The organism is Thiohalophilus sp. (assembly GCF_034522235.1).
Classification (GTDB): domain Bacteria; phylum Pseudomonadota; class Gammaproteobacteria; order UBA6429; family Thiohalophilaceae; genus Thiohalophilus.
In genome coordinates, this window is the sequence record NZ_JAXHLN010000002.1 from 347,752 (window position 1) to 364,890 (window position 17,139).

The 17,139-nt window shown below is 54.5% G+C and carries 20 protein-coding genes; 14 read left to right on the forward strand and 6 right to left on the reverse strand.

Annotation, left to right across the window (positions count from 1 at the left end; all coding sequences use genetic code 11):
- The first annotated feature begins 287 nt into the window (after positions 1–287).
- The gene (locus tag U5J94_RS15190) at positions 288–455 is read left to right on the forward strand and encodes a ClpX C4-type zinc finger protein (protein ID WP_416224035.1); all 168 of its coding nucleotides are present in this window, start codon (positions 288–290) and stop codon (positions 453–455) included.
- Positions 456–726: 271 nt separating this feature from the next.
- Here the strand turns inward: U5J94_RS15190 and U5J94_RS01900 are convergent, their stop codons facing one another.
- The gene (locus tag U5J94_RS01900) at positions 727–1,524 is read right to left on the reverse strand and encodes a transglutaminase family protein (RefSeq protein WP_322563958.1); all 798 of its coding nucleotides are present in this window, start codon (positions 1,522–1,524) and stop codon (positions 727–729) included.
- Between the two features lie 275 nt (positions 1,525–1,799).
- On the opposite strand from U5J94_RS01900, the gene U5J94_RS01905 reads away from it, so the two are divergent.
- From U5J94_RS01905 to U5J94_RS01915, 3 genes are all read left to right on the forward strand, one after another.
- A complete protein-coding gene (locus U5J94_RS01905; protein ID WP_322563959.1) occupies positions 1,800–2,030 on the forward strand; it encodes a sulfurtransferase TusA family protein in 231 nt (76 codons plus the stop codon).
- A 16-nt stretch (positions 2,031–2,046) separates the two neighbouring features.
- Complete coding sequence (gene dsrE2 / locus U5J94_RS01910; RefSeq protein WP_322563960.1) at positions 2,047–2,529, forward strand: sulfur carrier protein DsrE2; 483 nt, start codon at positions 2,047–2,049, stop codon at positions 2,527–2,529.
- Positions 2,530–2,605: 76 nt separating this feature from the next.
- A complete protein-coding gene (locus U5J94_RS01915) occupies positions 2,606–3,352 on the forward strand; it encodes a peroxiredoxin-like family protein (RefSeq protein ID WP_322563961.1) in 747 nt (248 codons plus the stop codon).
- A gap of 18 nt (positions 3,353–3,370) precedes the next feature.
- Here U5J94_RS01915 and U5J94_RS01920 read toward each other — a convergent pair whose 3' ends face one another.
- Complete coding sequence (locus U5J94_RS01920; RefSeq protein ID WP_322563962.1) at positions 3,371–3,967, reverse strand: TetR/AcrR family transcriptional regulator; 597 nt, start codon at positions 3,965–3,967, stop codon at positions 3,371–3,373.
- Between the two features lie 249 nt (positions 3,968–4,216).
- On the opposite strand from U5J94_RS01920, the gene U5J94_RS01925 reads away from it, so the two are divergent.
- The 5 genes from U5J94_RS01925 to U5J94_RS01945 all read left to right on the forward strand — a co-directional run bounded on the left by U5J94_RS01925 (position 4,217) and on the right by U5J94_RS01945 (position 8,527).
- Entirely contained in the window at positions 4,217–4,774 is a 558-nt protein-coding gene (locus U5J94_RS01925; RefSeq protein ID WP_322563963.1) for a carboxymuconolactone decarboxylase family protein, read from the forward strand.
- Positions 4,775–4,826: 52 nt separating this feature from the next.
- Positions 4,827–5,921: an alkene reductase gene (locus U5J94_RS01930; protein ID WP_322563964.1), complete on the forward strand. Its 1,095-nt coding sequence runs from the start codon at positions 4,827–4,829 to the stop codon at positions 5,919–5,921.
- 105 nt (positions 5,922–6,026) lie between these two features.
- Positions 6,027–6,887, forward strand: a complete 861-nt coding sequence (locus U5J94_RS01935; protein ID WP_322563965.1) for a DMT family transporter — start codon at positions 6,027–6,029, stop codon at positions 6,885–6,887.
- A gap of 142 nt (positions 6,888–7,029) precedes the next feature.
- Positions 7,030–7,215, forward strand: coding sequence for a hypothetical protein (locus tag U5J94_RS01940; RefSeq protein ID WP_322563966.1), 186 nt, complete (start codon positions 7,030–7,032; stop codon positions 7,213–7,215).
- A gap of 349 nt (positions 7,216–7,564) precedes the next feature.
- Complete coding sequence (locus U5J94_RS01945; RefSeq protein ID WP_322563967.1) at positions 7,565–8,527, forward strand: GGDEF domain-containing protein; 963 nt, start codon at positions 7,565–7,567, stop codon at positions 8,525–8,527.
- 96 nt (positions 8,528–8,623) lie between these two features.
- Here U5J94_RS01945 and U5J94_RS01950 read toward each other — a convergent pair whose 3' ends face one another.
- From U5J94_RS01950 to U5J94_RS01960, 3 genes are all read right to left on the reverse strand, one after another.
- On the reverse strand, positions 8,624–9,034 hold the full coding sequence (locus tag U5J94_RS01950) for a hypothetical protein (protein ID WP_322563968.1): 411 nt from the start codon (positions 9,032–9,034) through the stop codon (positions 8,624–8,626).
- A gap of 104 nt (positions 9,035–9,138) precedes the next feature.
- A complete protein-coding gene (locus tag U5J94_RS01955; RefSeq protein ID WP_322563969.1) occupies positions 9,139–9,435 on the reverse strand; it encodes a hypothetical protein in 297 nt (98 codons plus the stop codon).
- Positions 9,436–9,761: 326 nt separating this feature from the next.
- A complete protein-coding gene (locus U5J94_RS01960; RefSeq protein ID WP_322563970.1) occupies positions 9,762–10,502 on the reverse strand; it encodes a sulfite exporter TauE/SafE family protein in 741 nt (246 codons plus the stop codon).
- 193 nt (positions 10,503–10,695) lie between these two features.
- On the opposite strand from U5J94_RS01960, the gene U5J94_RS01965 reads away from it, so the two are divergent.
- The 4 genes from U5J94_RS01965 to U5J94_RS01980 all read left to right on the forward strand — a co-directional run bounded on the left by U5J94_RS01965 (position 10,696) and on the right by U5J94_RS01980 (position 14,219).
- Complete coding sequence (locus tag U5J94_RS01965; RefSeq protein ID WP_322563971.1) at positions 10,696–11,571, forward strand: ion transporter; 876 nt, start codon at positions 10,696–10,698, stop codon at positions 11,569–11,571.
- 144 nt (positions 11,572–11,715) lie between these two features.
- Positions 11,716–12,345 carry a class I SAM-dependent methyltransferase gene (locus U5J94_RS01970; protein WP_322563972.1) on the forward strand — a complete coding sequence of 210 codons (630 nt, stop codon included), beginning with the start codon at positions 11,716–11,718 and terminating at the stop codon, positions 12,343–12,345.
- Positions 12,346–12,446: 101 nt separating this feature from the next.
- A complete protein-coding gene (locus tag U5J94_RS01975; RefSeq protein WP_322563973.1) occupies positions 12,447–13,721 on the forward strand; it encodes an NAD(P)/FAD-dependent oxidoreductase in 1,275 nt (424 codons plus the stop codon).
- A 27-nt stretch (positions 13,722–13,748) separates the two neighbouring features.
- Positions 13,749–14,219, forward strand: a complete 471-nt coding sequence (locus U5J94_RS01980; RefSeq protein ID WP_322563974.1) for a hemerythrin domain-containing protein — start codon at positions 13,749–13,751, stop codon at positions 14,217–14,219.
- 25 nt (positions 14,220–14,244) lie between these two features.
- Here U5J94_RS01980 and U5J94_RS01985 read toward each other — a convergent pair whose 3' ends face one another.
- Positions 14,245–15,294, reverse strand: a complete 1,050-nt coding sequence (locus tag U5J94_RS01985; protein ID WP_322563975.1) for a class I fructose-bisphosphate aldolase — start codon at positions 15,292–15,294, stop codon at positions 14,245–14,247.
- Positions 15,295–16,071: 777 nt separating this feature from the next.
- Between U5J94_RS01985 and U5J94_RS01990 the strand changes: the two genes are divergently transcribed.
- Complete coding sequence (locus U5J94_RS01990) at positions 16,072–17,112, forward strand: class I fructose-bisphosphate aldolase (protein ID WP_322563976.1); 1,041 nt, start codon at positions 16,072–16,074, stop codon at positions 17,110–17,112.
- Positions 17,113–17,139 lie beyond the last annotated feature (27 nt).

Sequence of the window (17,139 nt, forward strand, 5' to 3'; positions counted from 1 at the left end):
CAGTCAAACTTTTTTCTGTGTTGGATAACGCTCCTGAACAGTCCTCGATAGGAATATGCAATCAGGCTACGCAGCGTCCCGATGGTATTACGCAGCTGGCGATATGCAAAAAAAACGAGGGGGCTGGGTTCGCGTTGTATTATTGTGATGATAGTTGGAAAACCTTGCATGCCAGACACTTTGGCAGTCTTGATGAGGCCGCGCGTCATGCCGATGTTGAGTATCCCTCAGTGTCGGTTAAATGGTTGACGCCGCAGGAGGCCGCAAGATGCCAGGGGGAGTACGCCATGGACCCCCGTTGTGCGTTTTGTGGGAAAATATTTTCCAGTTATGAAAAGCTGATTTCTGGCGATGGTTCTTATATTTGTTATGGATGTATCGATTACTACCATGAATGTTATGTTATCAGACCTTATGCCAGGCAGAACACATCCTCCCGGCGTGCTGTAAGTTAAGGTCGTGACTGAAAAACGGTGATTTTTACGCTATTTGATGTATCCATCAGGCGCTGTGTCGCACTTCAATGGTATAAAGCATGGCGACTTCCTCAATGAATTGTATTCAGCCTGCCAGAGTGAACTGAAATGAAGCTGAATACGCCCGGTGCCCCGCTACATAACAGCCAGGGAGACAGGGGCAGGAGAGATCGGCCCTCGTGTTGTCGGTGATTCACGACTGGCATGTCCCCGGTGGCCGCCGACAGTCGGCGCTACGGGGTTGCTGGCATTAGCCGGGTGGGGCATCAAGCAGCTCGACACTGACCTGCATATCGCTGAAGGTGGCCGGTGGGCCGAACTGGGTGTAGATTGCCACATCGGCCGCATCGCGGCCGTAGGCGACAGCCAGTCGACCGCCGCGCAGGGTGCTCTCGGTGGGATCGAAGGTGTACCAGTGGTTGTCCACATAGGCCTCGAACCAGGCGTGCATGTCCATCGGCTCCAGCGCGTGCAAATAGCCGACCACCAGCCGTGCCGGAATACTGAGCGCCCGGCACAGGCTGATGCCCAGATGAGAGAGATCCCGGCAGACACCTTCGCCCTGCAGATTGACCTCGACCGCCGAGAGGGGATAGGCGCTGGTGCCCGGCGCATAGCGAATCGACTCGCGCAGCCAGCGGATGATTTGCGCTACCTGGTCGTAGCCCAGCGGCAGGCCGTCGACGATCTCCCGTGCCATGTTGCCGAACTTGTCCGACTCGCAGTAACGGCTGGGCAGCAAGTACATGAGCACGTTGTCGGGCAGATCCGGGATATCGACAAAGCCGCCGCCCGGTGCTTCTTCGAGGCTGTCTCGGGTGATGACATCCGCGGAGGTGCGAACATAAAACTCCCCGGCCGGCGCAATCAGGCGCTGGCAGAGGTTGCCGAAGATGTCCGTGTACTCCTGCACCGGTACGTTGGGGGCAAAGATATAACTTTCCCGGGCGATCCACTGCCGCAGCCCGCTGCGGGCACGCAGCATGAGAATCAACGGCGTGGGATAGGCCAGTTGGAACTCAAGATTGCAGGTTGTTCGCATCCACATGCGGGCGCCTCGATCGGGTTGGGCGGGCCAGAATCACCCGCTATTGAGCAGCGTAACAGGGACAGTATTGAAGTGATAGCACTCGCTAACTTCCCGTTTTGCCTGGCTTTCTTCAGCAGGGGGCTAATCTGGCCCGGGGCAGCGTTTAACCTGCCGGGACAAAATCCGTCGTGTACTTGAATGATCACTCAATAACAGCTACAGTGAAATTAGTTATTGAGCAGTCGTTCATGAATTACGTGCGTTCTGAATCCTGGCCCATGAAAGGAGGAGTTATGGCCGCCTATGATCAGGAACTGGATGCCAAAGGGCTCACTTGCCCGCTGCTGGTTCTGCGCGCCAAAAAGTCGATTGCGCAAATGGCATCCGGACAGGTGCTGCACATTGAAGCGACTGATCCGGGTGCGGTCAAGGACTTTGAAGCGTTTGCCAGACAGACCGGACATGAACTGCAGGAGTCTCGCGAGGAAAGCGGGACGTTTTATTTTGTGATTCAAAAAGCCTGAGGGCGGGAGATCGATTATGAGTGATGCAAAGAAACTGGCCATCATCGCCACCAAGGGCACGCTGGATTGGGCGTACCCGCCGTTTATTCTGGCCTCCACTGCCGCGGCACTGGGCTATCAGGTGCAGATATTCTTTACCTTCTATGGCCTGCAACTGTTGCGCCGGGATCTGGACCTGAAGGTCTCGCCACTGGGTAACCCCGGTATGCCGATGCCCCTGGGCATGGACAAGTGGTTTCCGGTGCTTGGGACGGCCATTCCCGGCATGCAGTCCATAATGACCTCGATGATGAAAAAGAAACTCAAGAGCAAGGGCGTGGCAAGTGTCGAGGATCTTCGCAGTCTTTGCCAGGAGGCGGATGTGAAAATGATCGCCTGTCAGATGACGGTGGATCTTTTTGATATGGAACAGACAAGTTTCATCGACGGTATTGAATATGGCGGCGCGGCAATGTTCTTTGAATTCGCCGGCGAGTCGGATATCTGTTTGTTTACCTGACACAGAACCAGTGAAGTAAACATACTGCTCACCAATCAGGAGCAGGCAATCCATCGACAGTACAAAAGGACAGATCATGCGCACAGCCTATCAATTGGCACTGCCTGTTTTTATGGTGATCGGCCTGGTGATGTACTCAATTGCCGGAGCCGGGGAATCCGTTCCCAGCTATGAGCAGGCGCGGGAGCAATTTGAGGCCGAACGCCGGAAGAAATCGAAGGGACCGAAGCTGAGTCACGAAGATCAGCAAATCATGCAACAGGCCGGAGAGGATCTCGCCACCAACATGCCGGATCCGGGACTCGAAGTGGGCGAGAAAGCACCGGACTTTATTCTGCCAAATGCTTTTGGTAACCCGGTCAGCCTGTACGATCAGCTTGAAAAGGGACCGGTCGTGCTCGTCTTTTATCGTGGCGCGTGGTGCCCTTACTGTAATCTCCAGTTACATACCCTGCGGGAAAGCCTGTCGGCGATCGAACGCGAGGGTGCACAGCTGATCACGGTGACACCGCAGAAGCCGGACAAGTCGCTGGAGCAGGTGAAAGAAGACGATTATCCGTTCGAGATCCTGAGCGATCTGGATAGTGCGGTGATGAAAGCCTACAACCTCTATTTTGAAGTGCCAATGGAATTGGCCGATGTGTACCGGCGTAACTTCGGGCTCGATCTGGCCGATTATAACGGTGAGGGCCGTTATGTTCTGCCGGTGCCGGCCACCTATATTATCGACCGTGATGGGGTGATCCGGGCGGGAACCGCCGATGTGAATTACAAGGAACGCATGGAACCGGCGGCGATTGTCGAGGCCTTGAAGCAGCTTTAGGCGTGGTAAGCCGCCGGTTCAATGTTGCGTCGGCGAGCCAAGGGCGTAAAACAGATTGTCGATGATCTCGTGGAGTTTCTCGGCGTCGGGCCGGGTCTTGTGATAGACCCGCAGCCCGTAGATACCGGCAACCAGCAGACGCGCCAGGGCGGCCGGGTCACGGCTGGTGTCCAGTTCGCCGCGAGATTGCGCCTCACACAACACGCGAGCAAACTCCGTTTCCACCTCGGCAAACATGTCGCTCACCCGGCGGTTGATCTCCGCATCCCCGGCCGGCGTCTCGAGCAGGGTGTTGACCAGCAGACAGCCCTTGTTGTCCGGGTCGCACACCATCTCTTCGATTAGCATGTCGAAAAAAGCGCGCAGTCGTTTCAGTGGCGATTCATCACTGTGCAGGCAGGACTGGATCCGTTCGCGGATACCGCTGAAGTAGGCATCCAGTGCGGCGATGAACAGACTGCGTTTGTTCCGGAACGTGCCATACAGGCTGCCCGGTTGCAGATGGGTCGCCGCGGTCAGGTCCTTGACCGAGGTGGCGTGGTAGCCCTGGCGCCAGAAGACGCTCATGGCACGGCGCAGAGCGTCATCACGATCGAATTCAATTGGACGCGGCATTTTTCTGTTTACCCTGTAACTTGCAGTTTGCTTGGAACGGGATTGTCCCCGATGTTTGACCCGGCCCCGCCGTGGACAGTGACGTTCCCCGAAGGTCAGCTGCCCAGCCTGATTTGGCCAACGCACAGGCCGGATCACCTCGTTACTTCATCATACTTTAACAAAGAATAACAATACTTGAACAATCGTTCAAGTATGCCATACTGTCGATATTGAACATTCACTCAAAATTAACCGGGAGGCTCTCCAATGACCCAGTTTACCTTTCATGATGAAAATTCCGCCCCGCAAGATGCGCTGCCGACGATGAAACAGGCCAAGCAGGCCTTCGGTTTTGTGCCCAACCTGATCAGTGGCATGGCCAATTCGCCCGCCCTGGCCGAGGGGTATCTGACCCTCTCCGGCCTTTACGCCAACAGCAGCCTGACCCCGCAGGAGCAGCAGGTGGCCCTGCTCGCGGTCAGCCGCTACAACGGTTGTGACTATTGTGTCGCCGCTCACTCCATGATTGCGGATATGGCGCAGGTCCCGCCCGATGCGATCGCGGCACTGCGTGACGATCGCCCCATCGACGATCCCAAACTCGAAGCCCTGCGCCGCTTTACCGCCAAAATGGTGGACAAGCGCGGCTGGCTGAATGAGGCGGATATTCGCGAATTTCTCGATGCCGGTTTCGAGATGCAGCAGGTGGGCGATGTGATTCTGGCCGTCGGCATGAAAACTCTGAGCAACTACTTCAATCACATCGCGCAAACGCCGCTCGATGAGGCGATGAGTGAGTTTGCCTGGGAACGTCCCGCCACATAAATTGTGGCTGAGCAAACCACATAACCAACCTTAACCGAAGAAGGAGACGTCAATGTCTGCCGATCTGTTTAACCCGGCGAAAATCGGGGATCTGACCCTGGCCAACCGCATGGTGATGGCGCCGATGACCCGCAACCGGGCGATTGAGGACAATGTGCCCAATCCGCTGGCGGTGACCTATTATCAGCAGCGCGCCAGTGCCAGCCTGATTATCACCGAGGCCTCGCAGGTCTCACCCGAAGGGATCGGTTACCCGGCGACGCCGGGAATTCATAGCGAGGCGCAGGTTGCCGGTTGGCGCAAGGTGGTCAACGCTGTCCATGAAGCCGGCGGCCATATTTTTATCCAGTTGTGGTATTGCGGACGCATCTCCCACCCGGATCTGTTACCGGGCAATGCCACGCCGGTGGCGCCGTCCGCGATTCGCCCCGCGGGGGAAGCCTTTACCTATGAGGGCCCCAAGCCGTTTATTCAACCGCGCGCCCTGGAGATCGACGAGATTCCGGGGATTGTCGCGCAATATGAACATGCAGCAAACATGGCCAAACAGGCGGGCTTCGATGGCATCGAGGTGCACGGCGCCAACGGTTATCTGATCGATCAGTTCCTGCGGGACGGCACCAACCAGCGCGAGGATCAGTATGGTGGCAGTGTCGAAAACCGCCTGCGCCTGTTAAACGAAGTACTCGATGCCGTGTGTACGGTGTGGCCGGCAAACCGGGTCGGAGTACGCCTGACACCGGAGAACAGTTTTAATGATATGGCTGACTCGGATCCGCAAAATCATTTTGGCTATTTCATCAGCCAGTTGAATTCACGCGGTCTGGCCTATCTGCATCTGCTCGAAGGCGACATGATAAACCAGAGTCGCACCCTGGATTATCGGGTGTTGCGCGACCAATTCGACGGCCCTTACATAGCCAACAACGGTTATGACAAGGCACGAGCTCAGACCGTGATTGAAAAGGGCGATGCGGATCTGGTGGCGTTCGGTGTGCCTTTTCTGGCCAATCCCGATCTGGTGCGTCGTTTCAAGGAGGAACTGCCATTGAATGAACCCGATCAATCGACATTTTATGGCGGCGATGAAAAAGGCTATACCGACTACCCTTTTTATGACGAGACGCGCCAGGCGATATCCTCATAGTTGTAAAGTCCATTTTTCGAAGCGGGTTAATGATTGTCCCATAGTCATGTGTGCCCGGATGTATGTTAGCTTAAGATTTGAATGGCGTAGCCGGGCACACTCAGTATGCATGCGACTCATAAAGGCCTGTGGGCCGTTCACTCTGCGGTCTTCCTGTTTGGGCTGACCGCGCTGTTCTCCAAGCTGATTGCACTGACGGCACTGGAGATTACGCTGTTGCGCAGTCTGTTTGCCGTGCTTGCGCTGTGGGTGGTGCTGCGCTGGCAGCGGGAGCCGTTGGGACTGCAGACAAGCCGCGACTATTCCGTCGTCCTGCTGTTGGGCGTTCTGCTTGCCGGCCATTGGGTAACCTACTTCCATGCCATGCAGGTGTCCTCCATTGCCGTGGGCGTGATTGCGCTTTATACCTTCCCGGTGATGACGGTTTTTCTCGAGCCCCTGTTCCATGGTGAACGTGCGCGTTTTTTCGATATCCTCAGTGCCCTGGCCGTGCTGTTCGGAATCTATTTGCTGGTGCCCGAATTCAGCATGGATGACACTACAACTCAGGGTGTGATGTGGGGTATGTTGTCGGCCTTGCTGTTTTCTCTGCGCAATATTATCCAGGGCCGCTATTTCTCCGCCTATTCGGCCAAGCATGCGTTGTTCTACCAGATACTGATTACCATTATCGTCCTGTTGCCGTTTGGTGCGCAGGTGGTGCCAGAGGTCAATATAGGGCAATGGAGCCAGCTCCTGTTGCTTGGCGTGGTGTTTACCGCTCTACCGCACACATTATTTGCATTCAGCTTGCTGAATTTTAAGGCCAAAACAGCCAGCCTGGTTGCCTGCCTTCAGGTCGTCTATGCAACACTGTTTGCGGCACTTCTGTTAGGCGAATTGCCCGCTATGACGACGGTGATAGGTGGGGTAATCGTGGTTGGTGCCGCGATATTTGAAACATATATGGCAGGACGTCGACGCTGAATCACGTATAGCAGGTTTTTACAGCAGACAGATACAAAGACAGGTGATAGTCAATGGTATTGACATTTAAAGCGATTGCTTGAATTTCTATAATGACAGCATATAGCCTACTGGGAGAGCTTTAGGTACCCGAAAATTTGATATGGCCTTGCTGATCACCTTTCATGCGGTGGTGATAAAGGCCTGGATACGCCTGGTGACTCTGTTCAGCGCACTCTATTTCGGCGGGACCGACGCGAGTATTGCTGTGTTGTCCCAAAAGTTATTCAACAGTGGCGAAGGTCTCGGCCTGCTGGTCATCATGCTGGTCCTGGGCTATGCGACATGACATGCCTATCGGGTGTTGGTTGAATGGTCAAACCGTGACCGGGGCCTCAATCTGGTTGTATTGAGACTGGGCACCCGCCGTTCCAGACTCCTGAAGGTCAGGCGGATATTTGCCGCGACGGGTTCCGTCGGACCTTCAGGCCAATAGTTATTGTGCAGGCAAAAGGTCGAATGTACGTGTGGCAATATTTACACCGACAACACACAATTTGACAAGATCTTAGGGTAATTACCTGGTCGTTTTTGGATTTTATCAATGGGATTTGTGCCGTGTGTAGCAAAAACCGTCCATGCCAGCCTGTACAAAACAGAATATAGTAGTAGCCGTGTACGTTATGAAATGATGTGTCATGGATTGCAGGGTTTTTACCGACGAACTTGCCAAACTCTCTCTATTGCAGGGGGTTAATCAGGCCGACCTGAAATGGCTGCTGCACCATTGTGATGTAATTCACATGGAAAAGGATCAGGTTCTGCTTTCGCCGGATGAGGATAACAATACTATCTATATTCTCATGGATGGCCGGTTAACTGTCCAGTTTGATCGGCAGCGTGGGGGAATGTTGACGTATGTTGACAAGGGTGGATGGGTCGGCGAGATGTCGGTGATCGATAATATGCGTCCTTCCGCCACTGTTATGACGGATACAAAAGTGAGGTTATTGGCAATACATGCCAGTATATGGTGGGAATTGATCGAGCGTTCTCATATTGCGGCACGAAATTTTCTTCGCGCCGTCTCCTTGCGGCTTCGCCAGGATAACAAGTTGATTACTGAAGGGATGCAGAAGCAGCTTATTTTTTCCGAAAAGGCGCAGACAGACTCGCTGACAGGGCTGCGCAATCGTTATTGGTTGGAAGAAAAGTTACCTGAGATACTTGGGGCGCAGGATGCGGGGCTCGCACCGTGCAGTGTTGTGATGATGGATATCGATCACTTTAAGGACTTCAATGATCGGCATGGCCATCTGGCAGGTGATAGTGTGTTACAGAATGTTTCGACAGTTATTCGGGACAATCTGCGGGAAAACGATGCGGCAGTCCGCTATGGAGGCGAAGAGATAATTCTCGTTCTTCCGGAAACAAATACTGATAATGCCGATCTGATTGCGCAGCGGTTGGGCAGGTTGATTCGTGAAAACAAGGTGGAAACTTACGATGGCGGAGTTCTGCCTGCGGTTACCGTCTCTATAGGAGTTTATACAATAACAAATGGCGATACATCTGAACGCGTATTGAGCCGGGTCGATGCGGCATTGTATATAGCGAAAAATGCGGGGCGCGATCGAGTTATGGTATGGGAAGCGTCATAACAACTCTGCCTTAGTCACTCACATTGCATTTTAATCAGTCGATAAAAAATGATAATGGGCGGCCTGTAATTTGTCCCTCGGGTTCTGATTCCTGTATTACATCTTCCCGATGATCTCCAGACACTTCTGCTTTAACTCCGCAGAGCGGCCTTCGTCGATAGTCAGATCCACCATTTTCTTGCAGCGCAGGATGGCCGCCTCAATGCCGTCAGGCGTATCCGGGGCCTCATGCAGCATTTTGGTAATTTTCCCGGCGTCATTGCCGAGCACGAGAATCGCAGCGTCGACCAGCTTGGCTTTGACGGCCCGGGCATCGAATGAACCGTCACTCTCCAGCTCATCGGTCTGTTCCGGTATGACGTCCAGTGGCTGCCAGGCCTTGTTGTTGGCCTCGATAAAGCCGTCCAGTGCGAGGCGTTCCAGAGCCTGCTCCAGGCCGTCAACCCCCACGGCTTTGTTGTGCAATTGATTGATGTCCGACTGACCATCCACCAAAATCAAAACCATGCGGAGTTTCCGATCGAGATTCGCGCTTCGCGTTGCGATCGCTTGTTCGCCAAATCGGGTCTTTGAGAAGACAAGGGTTGTATCCATAACAGAACTTCCCGCGGTTACTCGCTGAGCGCAAGAATAATACGTTTGATGAGTGAAATGGTAACCACGACATAGACAGCCCCGAACAGGAAAATCACCGCGACCACGATGTTCAGGGTCTCCGGTGGCAATTTCCCCATGAACGGCATGCCTATATAACCCAGGGCAAACAACACCACCAGTCCGGCCAGGATTTTCCAGCGTCGGCCGACCATCCCGCCCTGGATGTGTTGTTTTAATGCGAAGACCTGCCATAAGGCATATAACATGATGGCGACAGCCAGTATGGTGATGATTAAGCTGATGTTTTCCATGGATGGGGGCCCTCCGGAAAAACAGTGTTTACTAATCCGGCCGGTGCGGCAGTTAACATTTTTCCCTGACCGAGCAGCGGGGAATTAGCGGGATTGTTGTTACCTTAAATAATAGTACGCATAGAATGTGTTACAAGTCACAGGATGGCTTTATTGCTGAATCTTGATGAAGCAGGTTAAGCATATAACTAAGTAATAATATGTATTGTTCTCCAGCCTGGACAAGGCGATGTCATTGGAGTCTGTTCGGCACATACATCTGATAAGCAAGGCCTCTGGCGTCGAAACCGCCGCAGTGATGTATATCTGTCGCTCGTAACGGGTAGTTATGAGGATTTTCCCAGCAGGGCGATGCCGCTGATAATTAGCAGTATGCCAATGGCTCGTTGAAACTGGCGCTGGGTGATCGTGGTATGAATATGCCCCCCGATATACAAGCCGATCGCCATCAGCGGCAACGAGATAGCGATCCAGAGCAGTATCTCCCGGCTGTATAACCCGGCCACAGCATAACCGGTAAGGCGGATGCCGCCTTCGATTAAAAAGACCGTGGCAATGGTGGAGCGAAATACGCTCTTTGGCAGGCCGCGCAACTGATAATAGATCACATACAATGGCCCACCGGTGCCGAATAACGTGCCGATGATGCCGCCCAGTGAGCCGGCGGCAACGGACCAGCGGGTACTGCATTGATGTTTTAATGTTGGCCCGACAAGACTGTAGACGGCAAATAACAAAACGAACATACCCAGGGCATTGGCCAGAGTCGAGGTATCCAGACTCCTCAGCAAGTACAAGGCCAAAACAACACCGAGTATGGTGAACGGCAAGACCGTCAATACCTCTTGCCATGCGGTGTGACGGCGGTGACGCCAGCCGTGTACCAGCGATGCTGTAACATCCACGAAACTGATGTATGGCACCACGAAAGTCAAAGGCATGAACAGTGCCAGCAGCGGAATCGCGATCAAACCTGAGCCAAAGCCGGTGATGCCACGAAAGATATAGGCGGCGAGCAGAATGGCGCTGGTCGCCAGCAGCAGCTCAAGGGGGAACGATGGGGACATGGGCGGGTAGTTTACCATCCTTGGGCAGGGGTGCCTATTCTGCGCGGGGGTACCTGGTACGGCGACAGGGTTACCGGGAGTGCGAAAAAAGCTGGTAAACTGCGTCTGCTCCGGGCCACAGAGCCGGGCGAGTGCAGTCTGTCAGTGGCGGCAGTCTGGTGTGTCAGTCAATATTGTTTGAGTTGTAATTACCATGGTCGATGTTATTCTCCGGGATCTGGATCCCGCCTCATTACGCGCCCGTGCCGGGCGCTGGATTGAATCGCCGCGTATCCAGCACGCGATTGTTGCGTTGATTATTATTAACGCGGTGATCCTCGGGCTGGAGACCTCCGGTACTGTGATGGCGCATCTCGGGCCCCTCTTGATCCGGGCCGACAGGGTTATCCTGGCTGTGTTTGTGCTGGAGATTGCGATCAAGCTGTTCGCCTACCGGCTGCGGTTTTTCAGCGTGGCCTGGAATGTGTTTGACTTTGTCGTCGTGGCCATCGCCCTGATCCCCGCCAGTGGACCATTGGCGGTACTGCGTGCCTTGCGTGTGCTGCGTGTACTGCGTTTGATCTCTATGGTTCCCAAGCTGCGCTTTATCGTCGAGGCACTGTTGCATGCCGTGCCGGGGATTGCCTCCATCGCCGGCTTGATGCTGTTGCTGTTTTATGTCTTCGCGGTGATGGCTACCGGCCTGTTCGGTGAATCCTTTCCCGAATGGTTCGGTTCGATTGGCGCATCGATGTACACCCTGTTCCAGATCATGACGCTGGAGAGCTGGTCGATGGGGATTGTTCGACCGGTAATGGAACAGTATCCCCATGCCTGGCTGTTCTTCGTGCCGTTTATTCTGATCGCGACCTTTACCATGCTCAACCTGTTTATCGGGATTATTGTCGATACCATGCAGACCATGCATGAGGCCGAGCATACCCGGGATCGTGGCGAGATTGAAAACGCCATCCACCAGGAAAGCGGGGCGATTGAACAGGAGATCCGTGCTCTGCGCGAAGAAATCCGGGCCCTGCATAATGCGGTGGCCAGCGAGCGTGCCAATCCGGATGTCGGCCGAACCGAGTAACCGTTTGTTTTTCAACAGCCTGCATCACTCCCTGATCTGATTTGATCCCGATCAAGGCATCATGCTCCCGTATGATCGATAAAGGGGAGTATTGTGGCTAATCGCCTGCACAGGGGCCTTGTCAAATCGGGAACTCGACACAGCATGTCCATTTCGCGTCGCCAGCACTGGGAACAGGTTTATCGGAACAAGGAGACCCGGGAAGTGAGCTGGTATCAGCCCCGTCCCGAGGTCTCACTGGAGCTGATCCGACGTGCCGGTTGTGGCCGTAACGCCCCGTTGATCGATATCGGCGGTGGTGCCTCCACCCTGGTCGATTGGCTGCTGGAAGCTGACTATACGGATCTGAGCGTGCTGGATATTGCTGAACCGGCACTGCTCGCGGCGCAGCAGCGGCTTGGCCGACAGGCGGTAAAAGTGGCGTGGATCCAGGCTGACATTACCGAGTATGCGCCGCAGCGCAAGTACCGGATCTGGCACGATCGGGCGGTATTCCATTTTTTGACCGGGGAAGCCGACCGTCAGGCGTATATTGCGGCGTTACGCGAAGGGCTACAGGTGGGAGGCCACCTGGTGATTGGCGCCTTTACGCTCGATGGACCGCCGATGTGCAGCGGTCTCCCGGTACGCCGCTACAGCGCCGGGTTGCTCAATCAGACCCTGGGCGAGGAATTCGAGCTGCTGGGCTCTCGTGAGGAGAAACATACAACTCCGGCGGGAAAAACCCAGGCATTCTGCTTCTCTTTGTATGCCTATCGGGGCACAGAAGGGTAAATTCGTAAAAACCGGGATTTTCTGATTTTCGTCAATTTTTTTTCCGGTTTTTTATGCCAATATATTTAAATAACTTGCATAAATTATGAAGGGGGTTTGCTGTGGCGCATATTGTGATTCTGGGCGCAGGTATCGGTGGGGTTCCCGCCGCTTACGAGATGCGCGAGGCGCTGGGCAAGGCGCATGAGATTACCGTCGTCAACGCGACGGATTATTTTCAGTTTGTCCCCTCCAATCCCTGGCTGGCGGTCGGCTGGCGCACCCGACCCAAGATTACCGTGTCGATCGGCCGCTATCTCGAGAAGCGTAATATCAACTTTATTGCCAAACGGGTCGATGCCATTGATGCGGACAACAGCACCCTCAACCTCGAAGGTGGTGAAACGGTCAATTATGACTATCTGGTGATTACCACCGGGGCGAAGCTGGCTTTCGACGAAGTGGAGGGAACCGGTCCCGATGGCGGCTATACCCAGTCGGTCTGTACCGTCGACCACGCGGAAAAATCCTATGCTGACTATCAGAAGTTACTGGAGGATCCCGGCCCTGTCATTGTAGGCGCTGCCCCGTTCGCCAGTTGCTTTGGACCGGCTTATGAATATGCGGCGATTCTGCACCAGGCCCTGAAAAAACATAAAATTCGCGACAAGGTGCCGATTACCTTTGTCACCAGCGAGCCCTATATCGGCCACCTTGGCCTCGGCGGCGTCGGGGATTCCAAGGGCATGCTGGAACACGAGTTTCGTGACCGGCATATCAACTGGATCACCAACGCCAAAACGACCCGGGTCGAAGACGGCAAGATGTATGTCGACGAGCTCAATGAAGACGGCGAAGTCAAAAAGCAGCATGAGCTGGAGTTCAAACATGCCATGATGCTGCCGGCCTTCAAGGGCGTCGATGCGGTGGCCAACGTGCCGGAGTTGTGTAACCCGCGCGGGTTCGTCAAGGTTGATGAATATCAACGCAGCCCCCAGTATCCGAATATCTTCTCGGCCGGTGTGTGTATTGCCATCCCGCCGGTGGAGCCGACCCCGGTACCGACCGGCGCGCCCAAGACCGGTTATATGATCGAATCCATGGTGACCGCGATCGTAAATAACATTAAAGCCGAGCTGGAGGGCAAGCCGGTCGAATCCAAGGGCAGCTGGAACGCCTTCTGTCTGGCGGACCTGGGCGATACCGGTGCCGCGTTTGTGGCGATTCCCCAGATTCCACCGCGTAATGTCACCTGGTTCAAAAAAGGCAAGTGGGTTCACTGGGCCAAGATTGGCTTTGAGAAATATTTCCTGTACAAGATCAAGCGGGGCGTTTCCGAGCCGATGTTTGAAAAAATGGCATTGAAGATGATGGGGATCGTCCGACTGAAAAAGTAGGCGGATCTATCCATATAAGGAGGAGCGATGTCGGAAAAGAGCACCGATAACTGGCTGGTACACGATCATCGCCGTTTCGAGGAGACCGTCAAACAATGCGAGCTTGCGGCCGGCGCCGAGGACTGGAAAGCGGCTGTGCAGCTGTTCAACAGTGTGATTGATGATCTGAAACTGCATATACAAATGGAAGACGAGGTAATCTATCCGTTTTTCAAACAGGAAGTCGCGGATCCGGACGATGATATCGGGGATCTGATGTATGAACACGACAATCTGGAACGATTGCTGAACGATCTGGCCAAGGTGATTAAAAACCGGAATTTTGATCACTTTGAGACCTCCCTGGAGCCGCTCTATGAGGCGATGGTTGAGCACAACGCTCACGAAGAAGAGGTTCTCAAACGCATGGGTGACGAGCCCTTGCTGACCAATCGCGATAAAATCGTTCAGCAACTGGAGTCCATCAAACCGGGCGTCAGTCGCAACTGGGAGTTTTGAGTATAGCTTGCGGAGGGTCTTCCGATCAGGCGATGGTCACCTTCGAGTCCAGATAGACGTCCTGAATGGCGTTGAGCAAGGTAACGCCTTCTTGCATAGGCTTTTGAAATGCCTTGCGGCCACTGATCAGGCCCATACCGCCGGCCCGTTTGTTGATGACCGCGGTACGAACGGCCTGTTGCAAGTCGTTTTCACCGGACGCCCCGCCGGAATTGATCATGCCGACCCGACCCATATAGCAATTGGCGACCTGGTAGCGGACCAGATCAATCGGATGCTCGGAGGCCAGTTTGTCATACATGTCGGGATGCGTTTTGCCAAAACCAATGGCGGTAAACCCGCCATTGAGTGTCGCCTGCTTCTGCTTGATGATGTCGGCATCGATTGTTGCTGCCAGATGGTTGGCCTGACCGGTCAGATCCGCCGCCGTGTGATAGTCATTACCCTCTTGTTTGAAGTCGTTGTTGCGCAAATAGGCCCACAGCACCGTAACCAGCCCCAGTGAATGGGCATATTCGAACGCCTCGCTGATTTCCATGATCTGGCGCCGGGATTCGGGCGAGCCATAATAGACCGTCGCACCGACGGCCACGGCGCCCATGTCAAAGGCCTGGTCGACGCTGGCAAACAGGGTTTGATCATAGTGCCTGGGATAGCTCAGCACCTCGTTGTGATTGATCTTGAGGATCATCGGAATTTTATGGGCATAGTCCCGGGCGACCGATTGCAGCACCCCCAGGGTGGAGGCGATGGCATTACAGCCACCCTGTATCGCCAGTTCAAACAGATTGGCCGGATCAAAATAGGCGGGATTGGGGGCGAAGGATGCACCGGCGGTATGCTCCACACCCTGATCCACCGGCAGAATCGAGACATAACCGGTGTTGGCCAGCCGGCCATGCTGAAAAATGGCATTGAGGTTGCGCAAGACCGCCGGTTTGCGGTTCTTATGCGCTACCACCCGTTCCAGGTAATCGGGGCCGGGCAGGTGAAGGTTCGTATCGGGCAGGGTGGTACAGCGATGATTTAACAGGTCGTCGGCTTCGTGGCCAAGTAATGTGGTAATGTCGGTCATGATGTCACCTGTTATATGATCGCTGGTATGCCGGAACAAGGCGGATTAAGGTGCGGAATATGTCAACATGCGCGATCCGCTAAGTCTTGTAAGTAAAGCATAGTCAACTTGTCGCTCCTGTGCAGTGCGAACAACCGAGTGCAAATACGCACTGTAGCCAAGATCGTTTGTACCGTAAACGGGAGAAATATCGACAAACGGGTCAAAGAAGCCGTGGAATTGTGTCCTTCACACCTTATCCGATAATGATGCCAGTGTAATCTATCAGGAACTGGTCATGCTCAGGTGGTCACGGCGACGAGCTGACCACCGCCGCCGGTGGCAGTCCTTCCTCCATTTCTATTGGCGCGGTCTACAAGTTCTGAGGCCGATTTTCTCACCGCCCGCTACAGACGGATCTGTCATCCCGTGACAGATCCGTGTTTTTATCCTGGTACCCTCGCGCTGAACGCGGTTACTGGTTGGCTTTTTTAGTCAATAAACTGAAGTTATCAAACAGCCACAATCCTGCACTTTCTGTAACACCTTATTCCCCGGTACTTTTTACTGACTTGTGAACGCCCGTCTGGCGCCATGTTTGTGCCTTTATCATGTTGCACTGAAAGTGATGACTTCCGTCGCACTGCAGGCCATAAACAATATTTTTTAGCCGTCAGCGAGTTTGTACGCTAGTTTTAGGGCTAAGAAAATTCAGCGCGTTACCGGCCCCGGGCCGCACCGAATGCTTTCGGCCGCGGGACGGAGAGTACACGTCAAATAATTACAGGAGGTCGCACTATGGATCACGCTGCACTGAAACAGACCGCCCGTGCCATGGTGGCACCCGGTCAGGGCATTCTGGCGATGGATGAAAGCAACCCCACCTGCGGCAAGCGCCTGCAGTCCGTGGGCGTCGAGAATACCGAGCCCAACCGGGTTGCCTACCGGGATTTGCTGCTCGGTACGCCGGGGCTGGGTGACTATATCAGTGGCGCCATTTTGTACGATGAGACCATCCGCCAGAAAAATCCGGCGGGGCGCGCCTTTACTGAATTGATGCAAGAACAGGACATTATTCCGGGCATCAAGGTCGATACCGGGGCCAAGGAACTGGCACTGCATCCGGGGGAGAAGGTGACCGAAGGGCTGGATGGCCTGCGTGAACGGCTGGAAGAATATCGGGGGTTCGGTGCACGGTTTTGCAAGTGGCGTGCGGTGATTACCATCGACACGAACAAAGGCTTGCCGAGCCGTGCCTGCATGGAAGCCAATGCCCATGCGCTGGCCCGTTATGCGGCCCTCTGCCAGGAAGCCGGGTTGGTGCCGATCGTCGAGCCCGAAGTGTTGCTTGATGGCAGCCATTCCATCGAGGACAGTTTTGCCATCACCCGGGAGACCCAGCACACGGTCTTCGAACAGCTTTATCAGCAGAATATTTTCTTCGAAGGGATGGTGCTTAAGCCCAGCATGGTGATCAGCGGCAAGGATAACGCCAAACAGGCGGGTGTCCAGGAAGTGGCCGATCGTACCGTCGAATGCCTGCAACAGACAGTGCCTGCGGCCGTGCCGGGTATTGCCTTTCTCTCCGGCGGTCAGAGCGACGAGCATGCCACGCAACACCTGAATACCATGAATAGGCTGGCTGAGGAGTTAGCCTTGCCCTGGCAGCTCACTTTCTCCTACGCCCGTGCCCTGCAGCATCAGGCATTAACTACATGGAAGGGCGATCCCGCCCAGATCGATGCTGCTCGCAAGGCATTACTACATCGCGCTAAACTGAATTCGCTGGCAAGTAAAGGCGAATACAAGGATGAAATGGAACGGCAGGAAGCCGCCTGAACGGGACCGACAATCGTGTCTCAGGGC